Origin of the sequence: Leyella stercorea, assembly GCF_021531355.1 — a bacterium.
In the GTDB taxonomy this organism is placed as follows: domain Bacteria; phylum Bacteroidota; class Bacteroidia; order Bacteroidales; family Bacteroidaceae; genus Prevotella.
The window spans coordinates 1-23,335 of the sequence record NZ_JADYTS010000035.1; the positions used below are offsets into that span (position 1 = coordinate 1).

22 protein-coding genes and 1 pseudogene are annotated in these 23,335 nt (G+C 38.0%); 1 reads left to right on the forward strand and 22 read right to left on the reverse strand.

Features of this window, described 5'->3' with window-relative positions:
* Positions 1–143 precede the first annotated feature (143 nt).
* From I6E38_RS08750 to I6E38_RS08770, 5 genes and pseudogenes are all read right to left on the reverse strand, one after another.
* On the reverse strand, positions 144–953 hold the full coding sequence (locus I6E38_RS08750; protein ID WP_235393614.1) for an N-acetylmuramic acid 6-phosphate etherase: 810 nt from the start codon (positions 951–953) through the stop codon (positions 144–146).
* Between the two features lie 1,931 nt (positions 954–2,884).
* Positions 2,885–4,276 (reverse strand): annotated as a pseudogene (locus I6E38_RS15455) (DEAD/DEAH box helicase); the annotation flags it as partial.
* 195 nt (positions 4,277–4,471) lie between these two features.
* Positions 4,472–4,633: a hypothetical protein gene (locus I6E38_RS08760; RefSeq protein WP_235393616.1), complete on the reverse strand. Its 162-nt coding sequence runs from the start codon at positions 4,631–4,633 to the stop codon at positions 4,472–4,474.
* A 340-nt stretch (positions 4,634–4,973) separates the two neighbouring features.
* Complete coding sequence (locus I6E38_RS08765; protein WP_235393617.1) at positions 4,974–6,257, reverse strand: ATP-binding protein; 1,284 nt, start codon at positions 6,255–6,257, stop codon at positions 4,974–4,976.
* A gap of 101 nt (positions 6,258–6,358) precedes the next feature.
* A complete protein-coding gene (locus I6E38_RS08770; protein WP_235393618.1) occupies positions 6,359–6,577 on the reverse strand; it encodes a hypothetical protein in 219 nt (72 codons plus the stop codon).
* A 155-nt stretch (positions 6,578–6,732) separates the two neighbouring features.
* On the opposite strand from I6E38_RS08770, the gene I6E38_RS08775 reads away from it, so the two are divergent.
* On the forward strand, positions 6,733–6,999 hold the full coding sequence (locus I6E38_RS08775; RefSeq protein WP_235393619.1) for a helix-turn-helix domain-containing protein: 267 nt from the start codon (positions 6,733–6,735) through the stop codon (positions 6,997–6,999).
* A 432-nt stretch (positions 7,000–7,431) separates the two neighbouring features.
* Here the strand turns inward: I6E38_RS08775 and I6E38_RS08780 are convergent, their stop codons facing one another.
* The 17 genes from I6E38_RS08780 to I6E38_RS08860 form a co-directional block, all read right to left on the reverse strand.
* Positions 7,432–8,025 (reverse strand): WbuC family cupin fold metalloprotein, encoded by a 594-nt coding sequence (locus I6E38_RS08780; RefSeq protein WP_235393620.1) that lies wholly within the window; start codon positions 8,023–8,025, stop codon positions 7,432–7,434.
* A 181-nt stretch (positions 8,026–8,206) separates the two neighbouring features.
* Positions 8,207–8,812 carry a sugar transferase gene (locus tag I6E38_RS08785; protein ID WP_235393621.1) on the reverse strand — a complete coding sequence of 202 codons (606 nt, stop codon included), beginning with the start codon at positions 8,810–8,812 and terminating at the stop codon, positions 8,207–8,209.
* A 5-nt stretch (positions 8,813–8,817) separates the two neighbouring features.
* A complete protein-coding gene (locus I6E38_RS08790; RefSeq protein WP_235393622.1) occupies positions 8,818–9,927 on the reverse strand; it encodes a nucleotidyltransferase domain-containing protein in 1,110 nt (369 codons plus the stop codon).
* Positions 9,928–11,052, reverse strand: coding sequence for a glycosyltransferase family 4 protein (locus I6E38_RS08795; protein ID WP_235393623.1), 1,125 nt, complete (start codon positions 11,050–11,052; stop codon positions 9,928–9,930).
* Positions 11,053–11,058: 6 nt separating this feature from the next.
* On the reverse strand, positions 11,059–11,967 hold the full coding sequence (locus I6E38_RS08800) for an NAD(P)-dependent oxidoreductase (protein ID WP_235393624.1): 909 nt from the start codon (positions 11,965–11,967) through the stop codon (positions 11,059–11,061).
* Between the two features lie 5 nt (positions 11,968–11,972).
* Positions 11,973–12,803 (reverse strand): aldolase/citrate lyase family protein, encoded by an 831-nt coding sequence (locus I6E38_RS08805; protein WP_235393625.1) that lies wholly within the window; start codon positions 12,801–12,803, stop codon positions 11,973–11,975.
* Between the two features lie 220 nt (positions 12,804–13,023).
* On the reverse strand, positions 13,024–13,818 hold the full coding sequence (locus I6E38_RS08810) for a glycosyltransferase (protein WP_235393626.1): 795 nt from the start codon (positions 13,816–13,818) through the stop codon (positions 13,024–13,026).
* Complete coding sequence (locus I6E38_RS08815; protein ID WP_235393627.1) at positions 13,815–15,011, reverse strand: glycosyltransferase; 1,197 nt, start codon at positions 15,009–15,011, stop codon at positions 13,815–13,817. Before I6E38_RS08815 ends, I6E38_RS08810 begins: the two co-directional genes overlap by 4 nt.
* Complete coding sequence (locus I6E38_RS08820) at positions 15,011–15,826, reverse strand: LicD family protein (protein WP_235393628.1); 816 nt, start codon at positions 15,824–15,826, stop codon at positions 15,011–15,013. Before I6E38_RS08820 ends, I6E38_RS08815 begins: the two co-directional genes overlap by 1 nt.
* Positions 15,811–16,767, reverse strand: a complete 957-nt coding sequence (locus I6E38_RS08825) for a glycosyltransferase family 2 protein (RefSeq protein ID WP_235393629.1) — start codon at positions 16,765–16,767, stop codon at positions 15,811–15,813. Before I6E38_RS08825 ends, I6E38_RS08820 begins: the two co-directional genes overlap by 16 nt.
* Before the next feature lie 568 nt (positions 16,768–17,335).
* Positions 17,336–17,800, reverse strand: coding sequence for an acyltransferase family protein (locus I6E38_RS08830; RefSeq protein WP_235393630.1), 465 nt, complete (start codon positions 17,798–17,800; stop codon positions 17,336–17,338).
* 339 nt (positions 17,801–18,139) lie between these two features.
* The gene (locus tag I6E38_RS08835; protein ID WP_235393631.1) at positions 18,140–18,811 is read right to left on the reverse strand and encodes an acyltransferase family protein; all 672 of its coding nucleotides are present in this window, start codon (positions 18,809–18,811) and stop codon (positions 18,140–18,142) included.
* Positions 18,812–18,820: 9 nt separating this feature from the next.
* Entirely contained in the window at positions 18,821–19,459 is a 639-nt protein-coding gene (locus I6E38_RS08840; RefSeq protein ID WP_235393632.1) for a DUF1919 domain-containing protein, read from the reverse strand.
* Positions 19,456–20,208, reverse strand: a complete 753-nt coding sequence (locus I6E38_RS08845; protein WP_235393633.1) for a glycosyltransferase family 32 protein — start codon at positions 20,206–20,208, stop codon at positions 19,456–19,458. Before I6E38_RS08845 ends, I6E38_RS08840 begins: the two co-directional genes overlap by 4 nt.
* A 5-nt stretch (positions 20,209–20,213) precedes the next feature.
* Positions 20,214–21,242 carry an EpsG family protein gene (locus I6E38_RS08850; protein WP_235393634.1) on the reverse strand — a complete coding sequence of 343 codons (1,029 nt, stop codon included), beginning with the start codon at positions 21,240–21,242 and terminating at the stop codon, positions 20,214–20,216.
* A 95-nt stretch (positions 21,243–21,337) separates the two neighbouring features.
* Positions 21,338–22,825, reverse strand: a complete 1,488-nt coding sequence (locus I6E38_RS08855; protein ID WP_235393635.1) for a lipopolysaccharide biosynthesis protein — start codon at positions 22,823–22,825, stop codon at positions 21,338–21,340.
* A 171-nt stretch (positions 22,826–22,996) separates the two neighbouring features.
* Complete coding sequence (locus I6E38_RS08860; RefSeq protein ID WP_235393636.1) at positions 22,997–23,227, reverse strand: DUF3450 domain-containing protein; 231 nt, start codon at positions 23,225–23,227, stop codon at positions 22,997–22,999.
* Positions 23,228–23,335 lie beyond the last annotated feature (108 nt).

A 23,335-nucleotide genomic window follows, 5' to 3' on the forward strand; every position in this document is an offset into this window, starting at 1 on the left:
AATTATTCTTTTCACCACGAATTCCACTAATCACACGAATGTTGCGTGCGTTATCTGAATTCATGAATAATTCGTGGTAATTCGTGACAAAAAGAACTTTATGCTTGCTGCGTGGTGTTTAGTCACGAATTATCGTGAATTGTTCACAATTCTTTTTCCGCTTTTTTCACGCTACCAGCCTTCATTATCAAGGCCCTCACTTCGTCGTAGTCGGTGAATTGCGGGTTGCGTTCCATGAATATTCTCACGGCGCGGTCGATGAGTTTGTGGTTGATAAGCTTGGCGTTCACCATCTTGTTGCCCTCCACGCGTCCCAGTCGTATCTGCACCGTAGTGCTTATCATGTCGAATATGAGCTTCTGCGAAGTGCCCGCCTTCATGCGTGTGCTGCCCGTCACGAATTCCGGACCCGTTAGCACCTCCACCCGATAGTCGGCTTGAGCGGCAATGGGTGAGTTGGGGTTGTTCACGATGCATCCCGTGGCAATGCCCTCGGCACGTGCGTGTCGTAGCGCAGCCAGCACAAAAGGCGTGGTGCCACTTGCCGAAATGCCCACCACGATGTCCTCCTGGCAGACACCCCTTGCCGTGAGCTGCGTCCAACTGTCGTCGGTGTCGTCCTCGCGCGACTCTCGCGTCTGCGTCAGACACTCTATGCCGCCAGGGAAAATGGCTTGAATCTGCCGTCCGTCGATGCCGTAAGTGTTCTGCACCTCAATGGTGTCGAGAGTGGCGAGTCGTCCGCCTGTACCGCATCCCACATAAAACAGTCGTCCGCCGCAGCGCAGCTTATGCTCCACGGCATCAATCAGCCGGTTGATGGCAGGCAGCGCCTTGTCCACCGCCACGGGCACCGACATGTTCTCGCGGTTGATATTGGCAGTAATCTGCTCCACGCTCATCTGTTCCAGATGGTCGTAGTGCGATGGCTGCTCCGTAATTCTCTTGTCCATATTAGCACGATTTTATTTCATATCTGCAAATTTAGATAAAAAATCTGAATTATAAGCCTGTCTTATCAAGAGATAGTGCAAACCGATGACAATGTATAATTTTGTGGATAGATGTTGCATGCAAATATAGTACATGCAGTAAAAAAGTGTTACAAATAAAAAATCGATTTTAGAGATTTTGAAAGCTGTTTTTCATGGTTTTAACAGCGGTTGAGCCTCGATATTTATCAATCAAGCCATCTTTGCCTTGCAACTGTACTCCTTTTGCAATGCAAATGAAGCCCAATTGCAATGCAAAAGGACTACAGTTGTAGTGTAAAAGTAGTCGTTTTACAATCAAATGGAGGATTTGTGCATTTCTATTTTTCCCTCTTCTTAGTTGCAAATCGTGTAACCTTCTGTATGTAAGGACTTTAACTTGGATTGCTCAAAACTCGCGAATTTCGAGCTAAAGATTACTTCGTGCGTTCAACTCATAGTATTGAGCGATAAAAAATACAAATATTGTATTTGAAAAAGTGCTACTTCTTCACTCCGTACACTTCATAGTCCTTCTTCCGTCTTTCTACTACCGGTGTATTTTTCCCGTCATAGTACATGTCAAACCATGTTGATGATTCCTTTGGTTTCATACTGTCACTCAGCACAAAACGCTTGCCGTCCAATGACCGTTGCTGTATATAATAATGGTGTAGTCTATATTCCGTCTTGACGAATACTTCTCTTAGTCCTAAGAAGCAGATGTCATCGTACATCCTTATCTCTGCTCTTCTGTAGGTTTCACCATTGTTTCTTCCACGCCTCATATACACTCCACCAATCTTCAAGAAATCCATGAAACCGATGGTGACAAATTCAGGCTTACGGGTGAAGCATGTCATATTCTCCAGATATACCCAGTAGTCCTTGCCGTGCTCTGTAAAGTGCAGCAAAGCGTTATCCTGCAGTTCTGCAAACTCATACGTCTGTTCAGGCTTTTCCATTGGTTTGTACAGTTCAGTACGCATAAGGTATTTGCCTTCTCTGTTTTGCACCACTCTTATGCCGTACGCCTGGGGGTATATCTTGGCATAACTGCCCAATGATTCCCATTTTTCCAGCCGATTTCTGCGATAGTATACCTGATAATTGTTCCTTGTATCGCTTGTGATTCTCAGATTGGCAGGTTCCTTATAATCAGCCAACAGTGTCTTGCCATCGATGTGGTCAATCTCTATTGCTGGTTTGAAAAACCTTATGTATTGTTTCTTTTCCTCTTCAAACTGCTTGACATCTCTTTCCCATGTGTTTCTCCTTTCCGCTAATTCCTCAGCGGTCATGGGGTGCACCATGCTATCCCAAGTCTTGCGCCATGCCAGACATCCTTGCTCATCTTCCCAAATCGACAGGTCTTCTATTTTCTCCTTGAATCTGTATAGTCTGTCTGGCTCTGATGGCTGCACAAAGAAATTACTGAATCGCAGTCCTTCGTCTGTCCCATTGTCCAACGCATTCCGCAACACGAAACTGTTCTCGTCCATCTGCCGTGTCCTTACTCTCGGATAGAGGCGCTGTCCGTCTGTAGTGGAAAATTCCAGAAAACCGTGCTTTTCGATTCTCGGTCGCTTGACGTATCGCACGCCATTGCGCAAGTCCATCCAGGGACGTTCTCTGTCTATCTTCCGTCTGGAATACAGCTTGGCTATTCCGTATGCTTTCAGTTCTACCTTATTATATTCACATGCCAGCACTTCCTTGCCGTCCTTATCCATAACACCCGACAGCCCATCCTTGTTGCTGACTATCTCGTAGCCGTATGCTTCTTCCAAGTCCATACGTTGTCCCTCATGTGTCATCACGGTGATAAGTTCTGTTCGTGCGTCCGACGTGATTCTTTCTTTTTCGTTGCGAATGGAATAGGCAATATTATACATTCCTTCTGCATCTTCGTTCAGAATGCCTTTTCCTGCTACACGTCCCTCAAACATAGCTTGCCAGTCTCTGTCATCCGATGGCAGACCAAACAAGCGGTACAATCCCACATTATCCAATATCAGACAATACTTCTTGCCTTCAAACACACGCATGCCACGTCCCACCTGTTGCAGATACTTAGCCAACGAAAGTGTGGGTCTTGCCAACTGTATAAACTCTACATCGGGACAGTCAAAGCCCTCACCGAACAAATCAACGGTTATAAGAATTTTGAGTTTTGAATTTTGAGTTTTGAATTGTCGGCAAAGCCGATTTTGAATTTTTGAATTTTGAATTTTGAATTCATGGCAATTCGTGTTCTTTAAAGAGTTATTATTGGCTAAATTCATGGACAATTCATGACAATTCGTGTCCTTTAAAGAGTCATTCGTGCCCTTAAACCTTTCAATTATAGCTTTCCGTTCTTCCAGCGGAGTCTTCGAGCTTATCGCCACCGCATTCAGTCCATGCTCCCTATAATATTCAGCTATATGTTCCGCATGCTTAATATCAATCGCATAAACTATGCCTTTCTTGTTTGGCGCATAGCGCAATATGGTATCACAAAGCCTCTCGATACTTGGCTGCACATTCAGCTTCTCACTCATCTCTTTCAGCGAGAAGTCTCCATCAGCACCTCTTTTCTTCAGCGAGTTCACCAAGCGCCAGTCCTCGCTATCCTCCTTGATAGACATATAATCGTACAGCGATAGCCACCCATCCGCAATAAATTTATTATACGACCACGACTGCAGCAGCACATCAAACAAGTCGGTGAACCCTCGTCGGTTTAATCTGCAAGGCGTGGCTGTTAGTCCTAACTTTTTCGCTTCGGGATATGCATCCATCACCTCCTTATATGTCTTCGCCACAGCATGATGCGCCTCATCAATGATAATAAGCGAAGGTCTCTCCTCCAATTCATGATAGTGCTTCGACAACCACTGTATCGAGAAAACTTTGATAAGTGAAGAGTGAAAAGTGAAGAGTGAAGAATCCAATGGCTTTCCACGCTTAACATTTAACATTTCACATTTAACATTATGCGTAGCATTAAGCATTTCACATTTCACATTAAGCGAAGCCTCAAGTGTTTCCTTGATCTGCTCTACAAGTTCCCTTCTATGCGCCACAATCCACACACATGGATTTTTCCCTTTTCCCTTTTCCCTTTTCCCTCCATCAGGAATCTTCACTCCATCAGGAATCTTCACTCCATCAGGATTTTTCACTCTTCGTTCTTCACTTTTCACTTGCTCCGCCAGGAGCATTGTTTTTCCCGTACCAGTAGGCATTTGAACCATAACAGATTGATGGGCACTAAAAGCCTCATCAATCCGTCTAATCATATCAAGTTGGTATTCGAACAACTGTATTCCTTTTCTCATTTGCAGAATCCTACATGAATTTCTATTTCATCCATTTTCTCGTTATAAACAAACTTGCTTTGTTTATAACGAGAATCAAGCTTGCTTGAATATTATGCCGAGATGCAGCCTTATCTACATTATTTGCGAGACATATTTTATTCAAGCCATAATAATTCAAAATTGAACACTCAAAACTCAACATTGCGCACAGCGCATAACTTTCTCCACCTCTTCCACAGGTACATTCAGCATACACGACACATTAAGCGGAGTAATGGTATAGCATGCACCTTGTGGCACAACACAACCATAATTACCAATGGTGGGATCAAGATGAACTACTAATAAGTACTTCATATAATTGATTTTAATGATTTAAAATCTTAAGACTTTAAACAGTTAGTGTTCAAATTAGGGAACACCAACCTTATAGACACCTACCCATGCAAGTGCCTATATAATGAGTAAAAAAATTAAAGATTAGAACCCCATTGCAGTATCGCTCTGCACTACGCCGCCACTCGGATGAGGCAAAAGATTAAATATTAGGTCTTACAGCTAAAAGAATGCCTGAATTCACAGCAAGTACACTGTTAATACCTAATAGATGTAGTTTATATTTCCTTCTAAACTTCTATAGTCTGCCACCCAAATATCTCCATTACAGACCATCACGTCATTGAATGTACTTTCAATCTTAGTCATAAAATGTTGAATAATTTGAGAAATCGGTCATTATAAGTTTCATCACACGGTCGAAATAGTTGCCACGAATAAGTCCGTCAGCATCCTGAAGTGTCATATTCTTTTTGTCAACCATCGACGAGAACTCTCCGTCCTGTATTTCCCAAACAGCCACATCCTTAGGGTTCACCCAACTGCTTTCATTATCTCTCAACTCTGAAACATCAGCAGGAATCTTATCCTTAACCTTATACCCTAACATGCAGTTGTTAAGAGCATAAAGTATATAAGGGCTATGTGTTGCTATAAACAAATTGTCATTATGCAAAGCTGTATTTTTCAGCAACTCATACACCAATTCCACCTGTGTCAACGGGAATAGATTCTGCTCAGGCTCCTCCAAATATATGTCAGAGTGGGACGTTTGTGTATAAGCAGAAACAAGTTGTTTGAATTCCTCAAAATCCTCTTTCGATGCAAACATACGCTTTGTTAAACCAAACTTGCCTATAAAAACTTCTCCATTTTCTCCAACTTGTTTAGCGGTATTTTTAAACTTGCTTTCATAAATGTGTTGGGCTATCTCTTCGTTTTCAGTTTCAGTTTTCGAACTTAACATTTCATTAGGGCTATACTGTTTGCGGAAAAGATAATCTAAGTACACCCACATCGGTATAACAGACTGTAGACCACTCGAAGCATCAGTCAACTTCATCTTCTTGCCGTCATCTAACAATATATAATCATTGTCAGTCTGCTTGTCATAAAAGAAACTTACGTTCAAATTCAAAACAGGCAACGTAGCGTCATCACCACACAGTTTATGAGCATAAGCCCAATCTGCTATAAAGCTCTTCAAGTTGGTGGAATCCATTTTAACATCAAACCAGTTAGGAATAGAAGAAACCAAATTTCTCTCGGCAGGAATATACGAAACGCGTGGACGTTTATAGTTAAACCTCTTTTGCACATTGCCCCATCGCAAATTAAAAGACTCTTGTGCAAAATCAATAGCAAAACTCAAGAAATCACTCTTATATTCAATTCTACTGTCTTCATGTAAAAAACCACTCAACTTATGAAACACAAGCAAATTTTCTTTTACATATTCAAAATCAGCAAAGTCATTCTTTCCCTGCTCCAACTGGATCCTTTTTTCAGCCCAAGCACAAAAGCATGCAATCTTTAGAATGCAGCTCTTGCCAGCACTCTGAGGACCTATAACCACATTAATGCGTTTCAGCATCAGTGTCACATGTTTAATTGGACCTATATGATGAATTGTCAATTTCTTCATTTCCTTATATTTTTATGAATATATTGCTTTACCGCAAATTTACATCATTTCCCCTACACTTGCAAATATTCTCAGCAATATCTTTCCCTACACATATCCCTTCACCATCCTCCACACAAAATGGCACGGTTTCCATACTGGGAGCAAGCCTCCACCATTTCCATATAGTTTCCTCGCTCAGGCTTCCAATATTTCTCCACCAAGGCAGTGGCAAAGTCATCATGGGTATAGGAATACACCCTCACAAAGCTTTTCAGCTCCTTACCCGTAATCTTCGAGAGTACCTTATCTATCTTATCAAAATCTGTATTTGTGTTCATACAATGTTCCCATTGTTAAACTATTCAAAATATTCACTTAAAAGTGAACAGTCTTTAATTTCTTTATGTATTTTTGCGCAAAAGAATGGTGTTATTACCATTGAGAAGAATATGATAACCGATATAGAAAGTGCAACCTTTGAAAATTAGTAATTATGGTACAGAATAAACTTTTCCGTGATTGCCTTGCAGCAATTCCAGCCGAACAGAAAGCTGAGTTTGACTTGTCGTTTGGAATAGCAGAGCGACTGAGTGAGATTCTGAAAGAAAAGGGGCTCAGCCAAAAAGACTTTGCCAGAATGCTCCATAAGCGAGACTCTGAGATTTCCAAATGGCTCACTGGTCGCCACAACTTCACCACACAAACCATTGCTCGCATTCAAACCGCATTGGGATGTAACTTAATAAATATTGCTCATTAGGTGTATTGGAGAGTCAGAGTAAAAGCTCTCCAATTTTTTACTATATTTTTCGATATTCACTATTGAACAAAACTTCATCAGTATCGAAATAGACTTCAGAAAAATGTATTATTCTCATGCCTTTGTCAGTTTATATTTTCGAAGTCTTGGTGCACCAAAAGCTTCTATTCGATTATCTTCTATTAATGCTTTTACAATGCGTGACACATGTATTATAGTGCAAACCGAGAGCAGAACATCAAGCTTGTTTGAATGTTATTACTGATTTACCTTGCGCTGTGCGCAAGGTTGAGTGTCGAGCTGTATATTTGAACATTAATTACCGTTAATTGAACATTAATTGAAGCCTAAGGCAAAGCCGATTACAACACTCAACATTGCGCACAGCGCATAATTCAACATCGCCAAAGGCGACAACTCAACATTCAAAATTCAAAACTGCGCTTCGCGCATAACTTTCTCCACCTCTTCCAAAGGTACATTCAGCATCCGAGATACATAGAGCGGAGTAATGACATCCATGCTTCCTGACTGGCGTTCCATGCCAATCAGATACTCAATATTCTTTTTCAAATCGCCAAGACTGTTGGAAAATGTAGCTGAAGCCTGTTCCTTGTTTTCTACTTCCTTTGACTTAAAAGCAACAAATGTTTCACTTCCATCCTCTCCATACTTTCCATCCTTTGCCTCGTATATAACCGATGGCTTCAGTACTTCTACAGTATGCCATGTACCTTGTGGAACAACACAACCATAATTACCTACGGTAGGATCAAGATGAATACGCTCTATCTCGTTTCCGTTTTCATCACAGATAACCTCCACAATCTTACCGCACAGGAGAAAAACATTCTCCGTACTCTGTGGATGCCTGTGGATAGGAACAACTGTTCCTGGTAATAATGCATTAAGCATTCTTTGCCCTCCATCTATTGGATTTCGAAGATCGAAACTATAGCGAAGGCGAGGGTTTGTTAATGCCTTTTCAAAAAGGTTTGATATCAGTTTCTTATCTATTTGTATCATATTACTATTCGTTATTAAGTTTAATTATAATATCTATTCTTTTCACTCTTCTGAGGCCAGAAGAGAAATGATATTCCCTTCCAAAACGCTCTAAAAAACTTTTTCATATTGCATGTCCTTATATTACAAAAGGGTGGTTCTGATATTATAAATTGAACCACCCTTAACTGAATCATATAGGTTACTTCTTCATACCAGTTTCACCCACGTTTTCATTATTGGCATTTGTCACTACTTTAAAGATTGTCATGAAGAAAATCTTCAGGTCGAGAAAAAGACTCATATTCTGCGCATACCATACGTTAAGTTCTATACGCTCTGGCCAAGGCACTTCTTTACGACCATTTACCTGTGCCCATCCCGTCACGCCTGGGAGAACATCGAACATATGCTTTTGATGCTCGTCATACTGTTCGTAAGGCCAAGGGTGATAAGTTAATGCAGGACGAGGTCCTATCAGTGCCATATCTCCACAGAGAATATTCACTAACTGAGGTAATTCGTCAATCGAAGTAGCGCGGATTATTTTACCCACACGGGTAATACGTGCGTCACCCTTGAACGAATACACACCAGAACCTTTTTTTTCTGCACCAACACACATAGATCGGAACTTCCAAATTTTAAATGGTACACCGTTCTTTCCCAAACGTTCTTGTTTGAAGATTACAGGACCTCTAGAGTCTAACTTGATGATAATAGCCACAATCATCAAAGGAATAAACAGAATGACTAATGCAACTAATGCAATAAAGAAATCAACAATTCTCTTAAAATACTTATACATATTTATTAATGTTTAGATTTATATCGGTTAAACATACTTCTATCACAGAACACCTTCCATAGTGGGTAGGCCAATACTTCTCTACGACCGAATTTGCTTACACGTAGGAGTCTAATGAACAAAGCTATAAACGATTCTATATTTGCTATAAAACCACCACCAAACGAACGTTTCTGCATTGACTTGCCAAACTTGCCAAAGTTACCAACTTTAAGTATATCCTCTATAACAAACTGTACATCTGCAGCCTTATATTCACGCATCCATTCTGGAACAGTTTCAAGCTGTACCCCCAAATACTCTACTGTCAGCCCATAGAAAACATTCCAAGCTCGCTGTACTCCAATAGCTGTCACATAGTCATGTAATCGTTTCCAGTCTATTACATGTTCATAATGTTTCATTATTAACATCCAATCACATACTTGGCGTAAGCCAACGCCTGCTTGCAAAAAGTGATGATAAAAATGTACAAATACATAGAAGGCATTAAACGTAGCATTGAACATCGCTACTCTCTGACCATCCATCTCAAATGTTAGAGGCTCGCGCCACTCTTCCTGTCGGCATATCAGTTGAAAACGCCTATTTAGACTCGGCCAATACAGTTTTGTTTCAAATCGGTGCATTTCAACCTTCACTTGACCCCAAGTGAAATGAGCATCATACACACTTTCATGTTCAATATTGATACCACAGAAACGAATCAGATTTTTAGCACGTTCATATTGCTCCGCACCTACAAATAAGTCGATATCACCACTCTGCCTGTAAAGTGGATGGGTATAGAGCGAAGCACAACCCTGTCCCTTCATTAAGCGACTAGGTACACTATGAACATCCAGATATGACACTAGCTGAGACAACGCTTCATTAACCTGTTTATTCAACTTCTCAATAACGTATGCATTACTTATCCATTTAAATAGTAATTTTTGTTCTGGCATATATTCCTTGGGTAATGTTTGTAAAGCATCTAATGTAACACCTACAACAGATTGCTGTACAACCATATCAAACACAGTCTGCCAACTCATCGGAGGTGAATCCAACTTTGCTTTTCGTCCCCACACGCCAGCTTGAAGAAGTTCGAAAAATGTGTTTCTATCTGTCATTTAAGTTAGTCCGTATATTGCTTTTAGTTCCTTTTTCACATTGTCGAAAGTGTACTGTTGAGCGAACATCATAGCGTTTGTTTCTATATATTGTTTCTGTTTTTCGTCTTGTAACATTAGCAACACCTTCTCTGCCATTTTTTCGCTATCATCTACAGCAACAATATATCCGGTTTTACCATTCTCTATCAACTCGCGATGTCCACGGTTTAAACTTGCCACTACAGGATTGCCACTCAACATAGATTCAACAACATTCAACGGTAAGCCCTCACGCTTCGAGCAACATACTTGTACATCAACTATGTGCTGATAGTCTTGTAGATTAGTTACATATCCTATCATCTGAATATTTTTCTCCAAACCCTCTTGGCGAATAAATTCTTTCAAAAATTCCTCGCGCGGACCATTACCAGCCAAAATCAATAGAGCATCAGGAAATTGCTCCACCACCTTATGCATTGCCTTTATTGCCATCGTTTGATTTTTGTTCTGATTCAGCTCACCAATACACAGAATCAATTTCTGAGTAACAGAATAGCCCATTTTCTTTCGCATGGCCATCTTCTCTTCTGCCGATGCCTTAAAGTAGCGCTTGCCATCAACACCAACTCCATGCATGTGCTCTATATGGCAGTGAAACTTCTCTGAAGCCAATTTGTAATCCTCACGTGTAATGGTTATCAACGTATCTGTCATACGGCTAAAGAAGCGCTCTATCGGATAGTATATTAACCAATTCTTTTTAGGAGCACCATCATAGAAGTGAAAACCATGAGCCGTATAGAACACCTTTGTACCCTTCTTGCGAGCGTTGCGAGCTGCCAAACGAGTTACAAAGCCTCCCATTGGCGTATTGCAGTGCACAACCTCATAATGGTCATTGTCAAGAATCTGCTTCAACCGCTTGTATGCCTCAACATTATCCTTACTCTTTGGCGAACGCGAGAAAGGCACGTCAAATACCTTATCTGCAAAATCCAGTTTTAAACCATTCTTCAAATATAGATTATCATGTGCTGCTACATGCACCTCATATCCATGATTATGCAGTACCTCAGCCAACGGACGATGAAACTGTCCAATATGGCTTTGTACTGTTGCTACCAACAAGACTTTCTTCATTTTGAGTTATTTTTCTATAAAATTCTTAAGATTCTCATACATCACCTTAAACATCCTTGCATTGTTCCCATTGCTCACAAACGAATTATGCGGACTTATCGCCACATTATCCATCCTCCACAACGGACTTTTCTCTACTAATGGCTCAGTCTCGAACACATCCAAAGCAGCAAATAGATCTTTGCGTTCTGCCAAAACTTCACAAAGCGCTTGCTCATCAATCAATCCCCCACGGGCTATATTTACAAGGATGGCATCCTGCTTCATAGCCAAGAGCACTTCACGACTAATCAAACCTTGTGTAGACGGTAACAGCGGAGCCGTTACCACGACAATATCATATTCACACACACGTTCACAGAGCGTTTCCGTCAGCGCCATGTGGTCAAAACCAGCCGTTTCATCAGTATGAATGTCAAAACCTGTAGTTTCAGCACCAAAAGATTGGAAACGCTTAGCTACTTCTTGTCCTACATTGCCAGCACCTACAACAGCCACTTTAGTTCCTGACACTTCACGCAGTCCACGATGTTTTGTCCATTTTGTTGTATCCTGCTCCTTGCGAAAAAACCAACCTTGTTTGTAATGTTCTAGCACACGAAACACAGCCCATTCTGCCATTGGTGTGCTATAAACTCCTCTAGCATTATAGATTTCAATACCTCGTTCCTTTATCTTGCCCACAGGCACTCTATCAAAACCAGCACTCGTCAGTTGTATAAGTTTCAAACGAGTAAAATTATTTATATCATGAGATAAAAATAACCCATTGCACACTGTTGCATCCACTTCTGCTGCCTCTATTGGCAATTTTTCCTTCTCTTGTTGCATGAAATATACTGTGTACCCAAGAGAGCGCAGTGCCTCCATCTGAATTTCTGAGTACTTGAAACAGCCAGTTAATAATAGATTCATAGTATTTATCCTTTAACGATTTTATCTACTGCTTCACATACAGCCTTGTGATTATTAATAAAGTCTTCCTGACTCATCGCGGACATTTCGCTCTCCTGTTCACGAATGGCTTTGATACCATTATTGAAAATCTCTTTCACCTCATTGAGGTCAGTTATTTTCTCCGTATTGCAGAATGCGCGACTAACAATTACCATCTTACTACCAATACGGTAGTGCTCCTTAAGAATCATACGCCCTGGTACAGCACCACCGTCAAGTGATGCCAGTCCACCGAAGCCATACTTTATGCCAGTCTTTCTGATGATACCAGTCCACTTGTCTACAGATCCATCAGCCAGCAATTGGAACATAAATTTCATCTTCAATGCTAAGTGCATATCATTAAGTCCTATGTGAATCATGTCAATCCCTGGCATCTTCACAATTTGCTCAAGCAGCGAAGCTGCCTCTGTGGTTTCCATCAGCAGACACACCTTTGCCCTACCTCCTACGATGCTTATAAAGCGCTCCACTTCTGCGACTGTTTTAAAATACGGAAGCATCACTATGTCAGCACCAGCCTTTATAACAGCCTCTATTTCGTCCTCACTCGAAGGGTAATCCGCCATTTGGTCATGTATAGGATTCACACGCACCAACACCTTAGCCTTGCTGAGTGCTGCTTTAATATTCGCCACATCCTCTACTGTATGATGGTTTTGTACCGTATCAAGACCACCCTGTCGGCAGTCCTTCCCTATAAATTCCATATCTACAAAGATCCAATCCACGCCGGCATCTTCTGCAATACGTGCAATCTCCGGACGCTTTGTGATGTACATCAAGTTCAACATATCTTCTAATATTATTTTTGTCAATTATAATTCTCAACACTATAGAAAAAAATCCGTCTAGTGGTTTCGCACCACAAGAATGTACTTTACCTGTGCAGACGGGTGATAATTACATCGGATTACATTGAGCATTCCAATAGAGATGATGAAGATAATATTACTCAACTTCTCATGTTATATTTCCACGGATTCTTAACAATGCATTATGAATAGTAGATATTCACTTTCTATGGAAATAATTATATACAAACGTGGGCATCAAATACTTAAGAATTGGCACTAATGTATATATTTGATACCACAATGGTAATCCTATCATCTTATATCCAATATGTTTCACATATGCTTCATTGCGCCTATTTTGCCAATTTCGTCTCATTACGGCATTTCTGTCATCACGCATTTTATATAGGCATTCATCTAACATGAACAGTTTATGTCCTGTCACAAATATCTTAAACCATAAATGGTAGTCTTCAACTCTCAGTAGTCTATCATCTACCGAGTATCCTCCAACCTCCTTAAACACTTTCGTTCGTGCCATACACGGAGCATGACAAATTGGAGAACTATGAACAAAATGCTTAGCAGTTATTTCTCCTCTACCCTTGCCACAACGAAATTCTCCATTTTCATCAAAGTGAATCATTGGCGTACTTACAATAGCATATTCAGGATGCTCATCAAGGAACTTTATCTCCTTCTCAAAACGAGTGGGCATACTCAAATCATCACCATCCATACGAGCTACATACTCAGTATCAGCATACTCCAGACAATGATTGAGCGTATAGTTTAATCCCATATTTCGCTCGTTTTTGATCACAATCACATTATCATGCAGACGAGCATTCTCCTCAGCAATCTTTAGTGTGTCATCCTTCGAGCCATCATCACAAAGAATGATTTTAAAATCCTGATAAGTTTGGGCATAGAGCGAGTCCAATGCCTCCTGAAGCGTTGGAGCACAATTGTATATGCCCATTAGAACAGAAATTCTGTATTTATTCTTCATTTTTTCGTTGTTATCTTTTCAAAAATCTTATACCACTCTGTTACAATTTTGTCTATCGTAAACTCTTGAGCATGTTCATAGGCATTTTGACTGAATTGTTGAAGCTTTTGCTCATTAGACGCCAACTCAACGATACGATTAGCAAATTGCTTTATATCGTATGGCGACACAATATAACCTGTTTTGCCATCAATGACGATATCACTGGCAGCCTCGAAACTATTAAACAAAATGGAAGGAGTTCTCAAATTGGCTGCTTCCAGCAGTACTAAAGGAAAACCTTCCGTACTGCTTGTAAGCAATAGGATTTTGGATTGAGCATAATACTGATCAGGTGAACAATAACCACATAAATTAATTCTATTGATACCTTCCTTTAGAATTCGCTCTTTAACTATTTCATAATAGTTACCATTACCTAAGACATCCAATTGCCAATCAGGTAGTTTTGGAGCGGCTAATTTCCAAATGTCCAGTAATAAATTGATTCGTTTTTCTAAAACTTCACAACGTCCAACATAAAGAATTCGATTTTTCTTATTCGAAGTATTAAGACCGATGAGATTGGTCACTGGATTAGGAATAGCATAGAGTTTTGTAGTTTCTTGTAATCCTGCCAATTCGGCAAAAATAGGTATTGACTTTTCAGAAAGTAATATAACAGCGTCACTCTTGACATACATTGTTGAAAATAGCTGACGAAGATATTTACGAATCTTTGCCCTATATAACGATGTATTTCTTATAATAAGATTAAATTGTTGACGAAGAGATAATTTGGATTTAATGATATGTCTAAATGACATTTCGAACATCCGCAATGAATGATTTGGCGAGAAATGAAGTATAGAAACAACTTTCAGGCCATTAACCCTTTGTTTTACAATATGGCATAAGTTTACCAAATGAACCCCATCAGCCTGCTGATTGAAAATAATATCAATAGCATACTTTTCAACAATTCTTTGAACAAAAACTACATTTTCTTCTGCCTCGACATACTCACTATTAGGAATAACATACACATTATGACGACAATCAGTCTTAGGGGCATCGGGATTATAATGCTTTTGAGCAATATAGACAACTTGATGTCCATCCTTAGCAAAACGGTTTCCAAATGTGAGCGCAAAGCGTTCTATACCACCAGTGAACAATGTTGGCTCTAGAGTCGTAAAAAATAAGATATTCATCACTCTTGAGTTTTTTGCTTGATATACTCCTTATATGGGAGATTGAAATTTACATATTTGTAATGAGGAGCATATTGCTTTTCTTTGGGCTCGCGGAAATCTGTTCGATTGTAGCGAGTATGGAGATATTCATATATGTCACGAACAATCATATACTCCTTATCCTCAAAACGAATCATTGCATAGTTTTCGAAAATAGCAGGTTTAAAGCGAGTTGTATTGGCAAAAGCACCAAATAGTTCTGAATAAGAATACTCCTTAGAACTATTTCCGAATATCATTACCAATTTCTCCATAAATTTCAAATAACAACGACGACTCGACATTACTGTAGATAACATTAGATTGCGTACACGTTGCTGTAGATTGCTAGATTCTACTTTGCCAATCATTACAATCTGCGACATTTTCCACAGAAAAGTATTTACTTTAGAAAACCAATTATGTGGTATCTTGTCATATACTGTAATATCTAGAAATACACCCGATATACAACCATCCTGTTGAACAATAGTAGTATTGTCATTCATTATTTTAGTGAATGGTGTAGAAAAATCATCTCCTACCTGATAGTTATGAATAGAAATACCTTTAGGCAACTCTTTCATAGCCAAACAAATAAATTTATTGTAGTTGTCACGCGTCATCATCAAATCTACATCATCATCCCATGGAAGACAGGCATTATATAGATACGCTCCCACAACACTTCCACCACAGAGTGAATATTTAATATCATACTTTCTACATATACCATCCACTATATCCAACAACAGAAGGCATTGCTTTTGAATTTGTCTTATTTCCGTATCCATAATAACATATAATAGATTTTTGTTTTCCAATTAATATTCGAACACGTTAGTGCACTAACTGCCTTTTTACGAATAAAAGAACGCATGAAACGTAATAGTTCTGAAGTTTTAGTATCATTATTCATAAGCATTCCTGCAATACGAAGCTTTGATTCATTGTATTTAAGTGTACAAACATCTAATAAAAAAGCAAGTGCATGACCTTTGAGTTTAGAAGATACCTTAATAGTATCAAGGTACATACGTTCATGTACCTTGAAGGAATCTTTCAAACTTTGTATATTGAGTCCTCCATGTGTTGCACTACCTTGACGTACTAAATTCATATAAAAAGGCTGATGGATAAAAACTGCTTTTTTTGCTCGTTGCAGATAATCAAGCAGAAAATTTGCATCTTCAGCAGATTTTAACCTCATGTCAAATTTAAGACCATCCATCAACGACCTACGAAATAGCTTTGTAACTACACCGTGACGAATTGTAGGAGGCATGTCTGACAATTTACTAAAAACATCTTCTCGTGTCATCAGTTCATCATTTTTAACTAGATAGCAACGTGTGGTATCCAACTCATACAATTCGCTATAGTAGTTATATCCACATGCCACCAGATCAACCTTGTAATTTTCCATTGCAGATAACATACACTCGTACATATCAACTGCACAGAAATCGTCAGGATCACAAAAGCCTATATATTCACCTTTAGCCACTGCTAGACCAGCATTACGAGCAGCAGATACGCCACTATTCGTTTGGTGTATCACACGTATGCGTTTATCGTTTATTGCATACTCGTCACAAATAAATCCACATCTATCTGGCGAACCATCGTCAATAAGAATAATCTCAATATCCTTGTATGTCTGACGTATAAGACTCTCTATGCACTTTGGAAGAAAGTTCTCAACATTATAGACTGGAACAATTATACTTATCATTTTTAAATTTTTATTTTTTACATTAATTAAATTTTAAAACTTTCCTAAAAGCCATGGGTATCGTTTATTAATGAATAGCACAATTGGAGTAAGAATTGTACATGTTATAATCACATTTATAACAGCAATTATAAGACTCAAGAAAGATACACCATCATAAGATACTTCACATTTACCCCATACAACGAACAACAACTCTATCACTAATCTATGCAGACCATAATACACCAAAGAATTGGCACCAATGAAAAGTAACCAATGCGGACACCTAATCTGCCTAAGTAGACATATTAATGCAAGACTGCACAGAATAGCAACTGGATAGAACAAAAAATAATTGCCATATTTATTACCCCGTATATCCACCATACCCCATCCCAAATAATTGATTGCAGACAAAATAAGAGAAACTATAAATATGAATGCAATAGAATGCCATGACAGCTTGACTTTATTGTGTTTTTTACCATGTTGCTTATACATCCATCCCAATATAATAAAAGAACTTGCCATAGGAACGAGATCAATATTCCATACCAAATTTTGGCAGCCTAATAATATTGTAAAACTATGAAGCACAATTAGAAGAAGTATATTTACCCCCCCCCATGAGAATATTACCCATTAAATTCAGTCTGCTAAGCACATAAACAACTACCTCACCCCAAAACAACACTGGCAGAAACCAAAGATAAGTGTGTCTCCTTTGAAAAAGAAAGTTAACTACCTCACCAACTATATCATAACTGCCTGTATGCAATGTTTTCAATACAGAATAGAAAACCACATGACATGCAGCAAATATAAAATATGGTATGAGCAAAACTTTAGACTTTTGCAGTATATATACCTTCAGATTGCGTTTGTCCGAAAAGGTATAGCCCGCAAGTAAAAAGAACAATGGCATATGGAAAGCATATAAGTAAAAACAATACCTCGCATCTAACCAATTATGTCCAAACATAACCATCAGAATACCTACACCTTTGGCTGCGTCTACCCAATCAATTCGTTTAGTTGTATTATCAGTCATTTGCTTTTTTAAATATAGATTTATCTATTCGTAATCGTATCATTTCTATTATTATACATACTATCATTAAACATAAAGCCCATCCAATATATAGCAAAGGGTAATAATCAGCTTCAATTCGAGATGTAACGGGCGTAAAGATAAACTTGCGCATTTGCGGATGATCCGTTATTAAATATACTGCAAAAACATTGGCAGAGATACTATTAAACCATCGTTTACGTCCCATATCTGTATTTTTAAAACCAATAAAAAACAACATAGCACACACTAATGCACTAAGTTTGTTCGGTTCTGCTAACAGATAAATGGCATTATGTCTAACATATTCGCTCCTATTTACCCCCCCCATAAGGTTGAAGTACACACCATTATACTAACTAGCATCAACATACCATGCCAACACTTTATCTTGGAAATCCAAGGTGGAGAATATAGTCGAATATAGGATGCAACTAATACAAGGACTATAAACCAAAATAGATGTGAATATAGCGATGTATTTATTGGAATAATCGTTGGAACTATACAGAACGGCACTAATAATATGACCAGCAAAGTCATATGCTGATGACGATCTATGTTGCTGACAAGTATATTAATATATGGTAACAACAACATCAAGAACAAGAAGCAGGAAGCAAACCAGAACTGCGAGGTGTAGATTGGAAATACATATTTTAGAATCTCATTAATCGTCAATTGTCTACAGAAACACAGTGAAACAATCAATAAGACAGACACAGAATAGAACCAAACCTGCCGATATAAAGTGAACACTTTTTTCCACTTTATAGTTTGATCTACAGAATAATATCCTGTTATCAACACAAATATATCTACTGCTATACGTGCCCCTTGCGACATTGCAATAGTAAAAGTACCAGCAGCATTACAAGCTAATTTAGCTACATCAAAACCATGTGTAGCTTGATGACCTATAACAATAAGAAACATTGCTAAAAAGCGTAATACTTCTATGTTACTTTCTCTTTCTTGTTTTGCTATCATATAATACACCTATACTTTATTGAGAAAATCAACCCAATTAAATCTATCTATAGGGCGTTTGCCAAACCAACCATCACTATCAGTAATAATACCCACACAACCATCATTCTCATAACCTGGAATATAATGACAACTTTTGTGAATATTATCAGGTTTATGAGTAAACATAACTTTCTTATAAGGCAGTGCTTCAAAACGGTCTTTGAGCTCTGAGGTCATACCTTCACGATCATTGTTGAAGACAACTATCTTATCCCAATTTATACGATGTTTACGTGAATTCCACTTATGTTGTGCTTCCTCTACAGAATGATAATGAACCAGGTAAAGAAGAATATCACCCAGCCAAACCACAGGATATTTCCGGTTTCCAACAATAGCAGGATCCAAACAAGGGAGCATCTTATCAATTTGAAGATAATGATGCATATTTTCGCAGAACTTTACAAAATCCCCTGCTTTCATATACAAATTCACTGTAGGCGAGAGAAACTTAAGACCAAGGTCATGATACAGAATTCCACCCGTACAATTCATTGAAATAATGGTTATATCATGATTTGTATATCGAGCGCGATACCTCTTATTTCGCAGATTCTTGAAGAAAAGCCAAACACGATGCTTTATCTTTTCAAATATAGGATTCATTTCTTAAGGATATTAAGGATTTGTTTTAACCAAGCCAAACTATTATCTCCAAAATACTTGTGTATTTTTCTTAATATCCATATAAGTATTGGATTTCGTTTTTTCAACCATGTTTTTGTATACCAATGAATACTTCGGGTATTGTTGGTAATTTTAAGTTCACCAGTACTATCTTGAAGTGGATTAAAATAATCACGAGGGTATATCCAAACACCAGAAACCTCTTGTAATTCATTTATATGTTTCATACCATGTGCAAGTAGTACATTCGTTGTATGTTTAACTACCGTTATCTGATTAGGGAGCCCATTATTATCTAAAAAGTGTAATCTTTGATAGTAATCTAAAATTTCTTTATATAGGCCAAGGCCTGGGTTTACACCTAGGCCAAGGCCTGGGGCAACGAGGGGAACCTCGTTGCCCTTTTTTGCTTCGACTTCAATACCCATAAAAGGACCTCTTTCAATAATATCATCCATAGACTTTATTACTTCCACATCTGTATCAAAGTACAATCCTCCATATTTATATAAAATCCAGAAACGAGCATAATCAGATACAAAGGCATACTTCTTACATTCATATGCTTCTTTCGTATATGGTATAATATTTACATCAAAATTATCCTCGTTCCATTCCTTGATTTCATAATCAGGCAGAAACTTTTTCCAACTTTCTATACATTTGATAGCTGATTTTGGTAATGGATTTCTACCAAACCAGCAGTAATGAATTAATTTTGGTATCATATTTTTCACATTAAAAATCCCGTTAAATTACTATTATAATAATAACCTCTTGCCATCATATAATAAAAAGCCAAGTATATTAGACCTATAATCCAGTATAAAAGCTTTGATTTGTTATTGTATAACACTCTTATAAGATAAGGAATTAGTAAAAAGTTATATAAGCTAAAATATATAGGCAGGCGTCCTATCATAATTCCACTAGTAAATATACCTATCACATATATACCAACAGAAATTGTAGACATGTTTACACATACATTTAAAAAATCATTATGTAAAGCCTCTATCTTTTTACGCTTAATAAAAGCTAAAACTACTGGAATAGACATGAATAACACACGTATTGGATTAACACCATCATCCTCTACAAACTGCTCTAAGTTTGACGCATAAGAAGTATCTTTGAGCATTGTCTCCATTCCCTCTAATAATGGAGAAATGAAGAACGTACTAACCATAATAGCAAGAATAAACAACAGCATTCGTTTCTTAAATGGTGTCTCATGTACTATGAAATACATGGGAAGCATTACTACTACAGTACCATGAATCATAGAACATAATAAAACGGCTAAGATATATAAATTACGTTTCTTTAGAAAAAGAAAGTTGCAAAGACCAAACATTATAGCTGCAGCTAAAAATTGTCGAATACCATTAAACATCCATATAAATGTTGTAGAGGTAATAAATAGGTACATACTATATGTAAAGTTGACTGAATATCTACGCAAAGTACGTGCAATAGGAATGCCTGTTGCTGCTGCTACAAGAGTAAGCCACCAATGGTAGTTATCAGAAATGAGAGTCTTGAATGAAATCATAAGAAACTCCCAACCTTTATCCTTCCCTTCCCCCCAAAAAACTGCTATAGCTTTATCAATACCCGTATCTGCATAATTGAACGAACGAATATAAGCAGTCGTGTCTACAAATTGAGTGCGAATACCTGCCCAAAACACAATATACCCCATAGCTATATATGCCACACTCTTGGGCGTATAAACAGAAAATGTAGAGCCGTTGTTCATAACCTTTGTGCGTGTAGTAGCCAATAGGATAAGAACTAAGAAAATCATAGAGTTGTAAATAATCATATACTCAAACGATTAATAACTTATTATTTTCAAATAACTATTTTTTTTACAGTTAAGAAAGATTTATAATCAAATAGCGTATCTATTAACAAAAATGCCAATACGGTAACGATAGCTACTACGATTGTTACGATACACCATGCTATAAACGAATTAATTTCAGGCAGTATTAAATTAGCTACAAAAGACAATGTAAGAATTACAAGAAGATTAATTGTCCATCGCTTATACGTCTGCCATGGAATACGCTTAAGAATGTTCCAATTTGCATATATTATGACATCATTAGTTCTATAAAGAAGTGCCACTATAGTCCCTACTAATACTCCATATATACCTATATATTGAACCATAACAAGACTTACTACTATATTAATTACACTTTCAAGTATTGAACGCCATTGTGTCTGTTTGAAAGTTCCTGCAAAATTTATTATCTGACTAGATGTACGACGTGCATACATCAAAACATTAACTGCTACAAATAGATAAGGTAAATACGGATCCGTATAGTTAGCATCTGTGAAATCTCCTGCATAAATACACATAAAAGAGGGCGCCATTATCAGAGCTATTGTAAAGAGAGAGAACGCAAATCCAAGATAGTATGTTTCGTAGGCTTCTTGTAAATGCATAAATCGCTGACGATCTGAATTAAATGCTTGCCCGAGAATATGCTCTACACTACTACACATGGTATCAATTATATTTCCCACGCTATTAAATACCAAACTATATAAAGCATACACACTTACTGTCTTTAGACCACAAAAATAAGTCAGTACTATCATATCTGTATTATTAAAAACAAGCCCAGATAATTGGTGCACAATTACAAATTTACTCTGAGATAGAGCTGAAAAATCTGGCCTTACAGAAAAATCCAACCATGGATATTTGTTCTTTACATACCATGTCATATATAGCATTTGGCATAAATTTGTCAAAAAATATGCAATTTGTACTGCTATAATATTATAGCCGAGTAAAATGAGAACGATTTGCGCTGTATAGGAAGTAATAGTAACCACTGTCTGAATATTGGTGGTAACATAACTGCGTCCATCAACACGTAATAATACAGCAAGCTTTCCCTGAAAAAAATAACGAATAACACCTGCTGATCCCTGCAAAAGGATTATTATTGCAACAGTAAGATTATCAATCTCTACATTAAAAATATACGGATATCCTAATGCTAGCAATATAACAGCTATAGCATAAAGAAAACCTGTACGACGAAAATAATAGTCAGTAGCAGCCATTATCTCACAAGCTTTCTGTTTATTACCATTAGCTATAGGTGCATACATAGCTTGTAGTGCTGCAGTACCTACACCTGCTTCAAGCAATGCTACATAAACAAAGATTTGTTTTATAGATGATAACAATCCATTTACTTCAGAACCAAAACCTCCAATTAATAATTTGGGGAGCATTATTCCAAGCAGTAATGTAACAACTTGAGATATAATACCAAATAGTAATATTCTTTTACTTTTTTGCTTATTATTCATTTTTATTATACATATTGTCCTAACCTATATAGGACGGTAAGCACTCAATTGCTTCCAACCCCTTATAAACAGGGGCTGGAGAGCCATTGATTTTTTTGTTTTTACTTTTGTTTGTTTGAATTTACCGTGCGACAGCACTGGGGAGAAGCTTTTCGTAGTTCTTCTCACCCTCTATAAGTCTGCTGATTTGCAAGCATCACGCTCCTTGACAGCCTTGTCGTATGCACTCTGAAGCCTATCCATTGACTTCTGCAACGATGCTATCGTAGCGTTCTGCGAGTTTATCGTCTGACGAAGCGTATCAATCGTAAGCCTAAGGCTGCTTATCATAGTCTTAAGCTCAGTTATCGTATTTATAAAGTCCTGCCTTTCCATTTCAGCCAGCGGCTTATAAAGTTTCATTATCCTTTTAAAATCTTCACCGCTTGCCATAATTGTATTTTTATGTTTTGCAGTGCAAAGGTAACTTAGTTCATGCAAAATGCCTCGGAAGCAATTGAGTGCTTACGA

What these genes read in the sequence shown, in the direction of transcription:
- I6E38_RS08775 (WP_235393619.1), top strand. Translation starts at nt 6,733, where the DNA reads ATGGTACAGAATAAACTTTTCCGTGATTGCCTTGCAGCAATTCCAGCC.
- I6E38_RS08765 (WP_235393617.1), bottom strand. Translation starts at nt 6,257, where the DNA reads ATGAAGAAATTGACAATTCATCATATAGGTCCAATTAAACATGTGACA.
- I6E38_RS08820 (WP_235393628.1), bottom strand. Translation starts at nt 15,826, where the DNA reads ATGGATACGGAAATAAGACAAATTCAAAAGCAATGCCTTCTGTTGTTG.
- I6E38_RS08815 (WP_235393627.1), bottom strand. Translation starts at nt 15,011, where the DNA reads ATGAATATCTTATTTTTTACGACTCTAGAGCCAACATTGTTCACTGGT.
- I6E38_RS08795 (WP_235393623.1), bottom strand. Translation starts at nt 11,052, where the DNA reads ATGAAGAAAGTCTTGTTGGTAGCAACAGTACAAAGCCATATTGGACAG.
- I6E38_RS08835 (WP_235393631.1), bottom strand. Translation starts at nt 18,811, where the DNA reads ATGATAGCAAAACAAGAAAGAGAAAGTAACATAGAAGTATTACGCTTT.
- I6E38_RS08830 (WP_235393630.1), bottom strand. Translation starts at nt 17,800, where the DNA reads ATGACTGATAATACAACTAAACGAATTGATTGGGTAGACGCAGCCAAA.
- I6E38_RS08845 (WP_235393633.1), bottom strand. Translation starts at nt 20,208, where the DNA reads ATGATACCAAAATTAATTCATTACTGCTGGTTTGGTAGAAATCCATTA.
- I6E38_RS08850 (WP_235393634.1), bottom strand. Translation starts at nt 21,242, where the DNA reads ATGAACAACGGCTCTACATTTTCTGTTTATACGCCCAAGAGTGTGGCA.
- I6E38_RS08855 (WP_235393635.1), bottom strand. Translation starts at nt 22,825, where the DNA reads ATGAATAATAAGCAAAAAAGTAAAAGAATATTACTATTTGGTATTATA.
- I6E38_RS08760 (WP_235393616.1), bottom strand. Translation starts at nt 4,633, where the DNA reads ATGAAGTACTTATTAGTAGTTCATCTTGATCCCACCATTGGTAATTAT.
- I6E38_RS08770 (WP_235393618.1), bottom strand. Translation starts at nt 6,577, where the DNA reads ATGAACACAAATACAGATTTTGATAAGATAGATAAGGTACTCTCGAAG.
- I6E38_RS08780 (WP_235393620.1), bottom strand. Translation starts at nt 8,025, where the DNA reads ATGATACAAATAGATAAGAAACTGATATCAAACCTTTTTGAAAAGGCA.
- I6E38_RS08840 (WP_235393632.1), bottom strand. Translation starts at nt 19,459, where the DNA reads ATGAATCCTATATTTGAAAAGATAAAGCATCGTGTTTGGCTTTTCTTC.
- I6E38_RS08790 (WP_235393622.1), bottom strand. Translation starts at nt 9,927, where the DNA reads ATGACAGATAGAAACACATTTTTCGAACTTCTTCAAGCTGGCGTGTGG.
- I6E38_RS08810 (WP_235393626.1), bottom strand. Translation starts at nt 13,818, where the DNA reads ATGAAGAATAAATACAGAATTTCTGTTCTAATGGGCATATACAATTGT.
- I6E38_RS08800 (WP_235393624.1), bottom strand. Translation starts at nt 11,967, where the DNA reads ATGAATCTATTATTAACTGGCTGTTTCAAGTACTCAGAAATTCAGATG.
- I6E38_RS08825 (WP_235393629.1), bottom strand. Translation starts at nt 16,767, where the DNA reads ATGATAAGTATAATTGTTCCAGTCTATAATGTTGAGAACTTTCTTCCA.
- I6E38_RS08860 (WP_235393636.1), bottom strand. Translation starts at nt 23,227, where the DNA reads ATGAAACTTTATAAGCCGCTGGCTGAAATGGAAAGGCAGGACTTTATA.
- I6E38_RS08805 (WP_235393625.1), bottom strand. Translation starts at nt 12,803, where the DNA reads ATGTTGAACTTGATGTACATCACAAAGCGTCCGGAGATTGCACGTATT.
- I6E38_RS08785 (WP_235393621.1), bottom strand. Translation starts at nt 8,812, where the DNA reads ATGTATAAGTATTTTAAGAGAATTGTTGATTTCTTTATTGCATTAGTT.
- I6E38_RS08750 (WP_235393614.1), bottom strand. Translation starts at nt 953, where the DNA reads ATGGACAAGAGAATTACGGAGCAGCCATCGCACTACGACCATCTGGAA.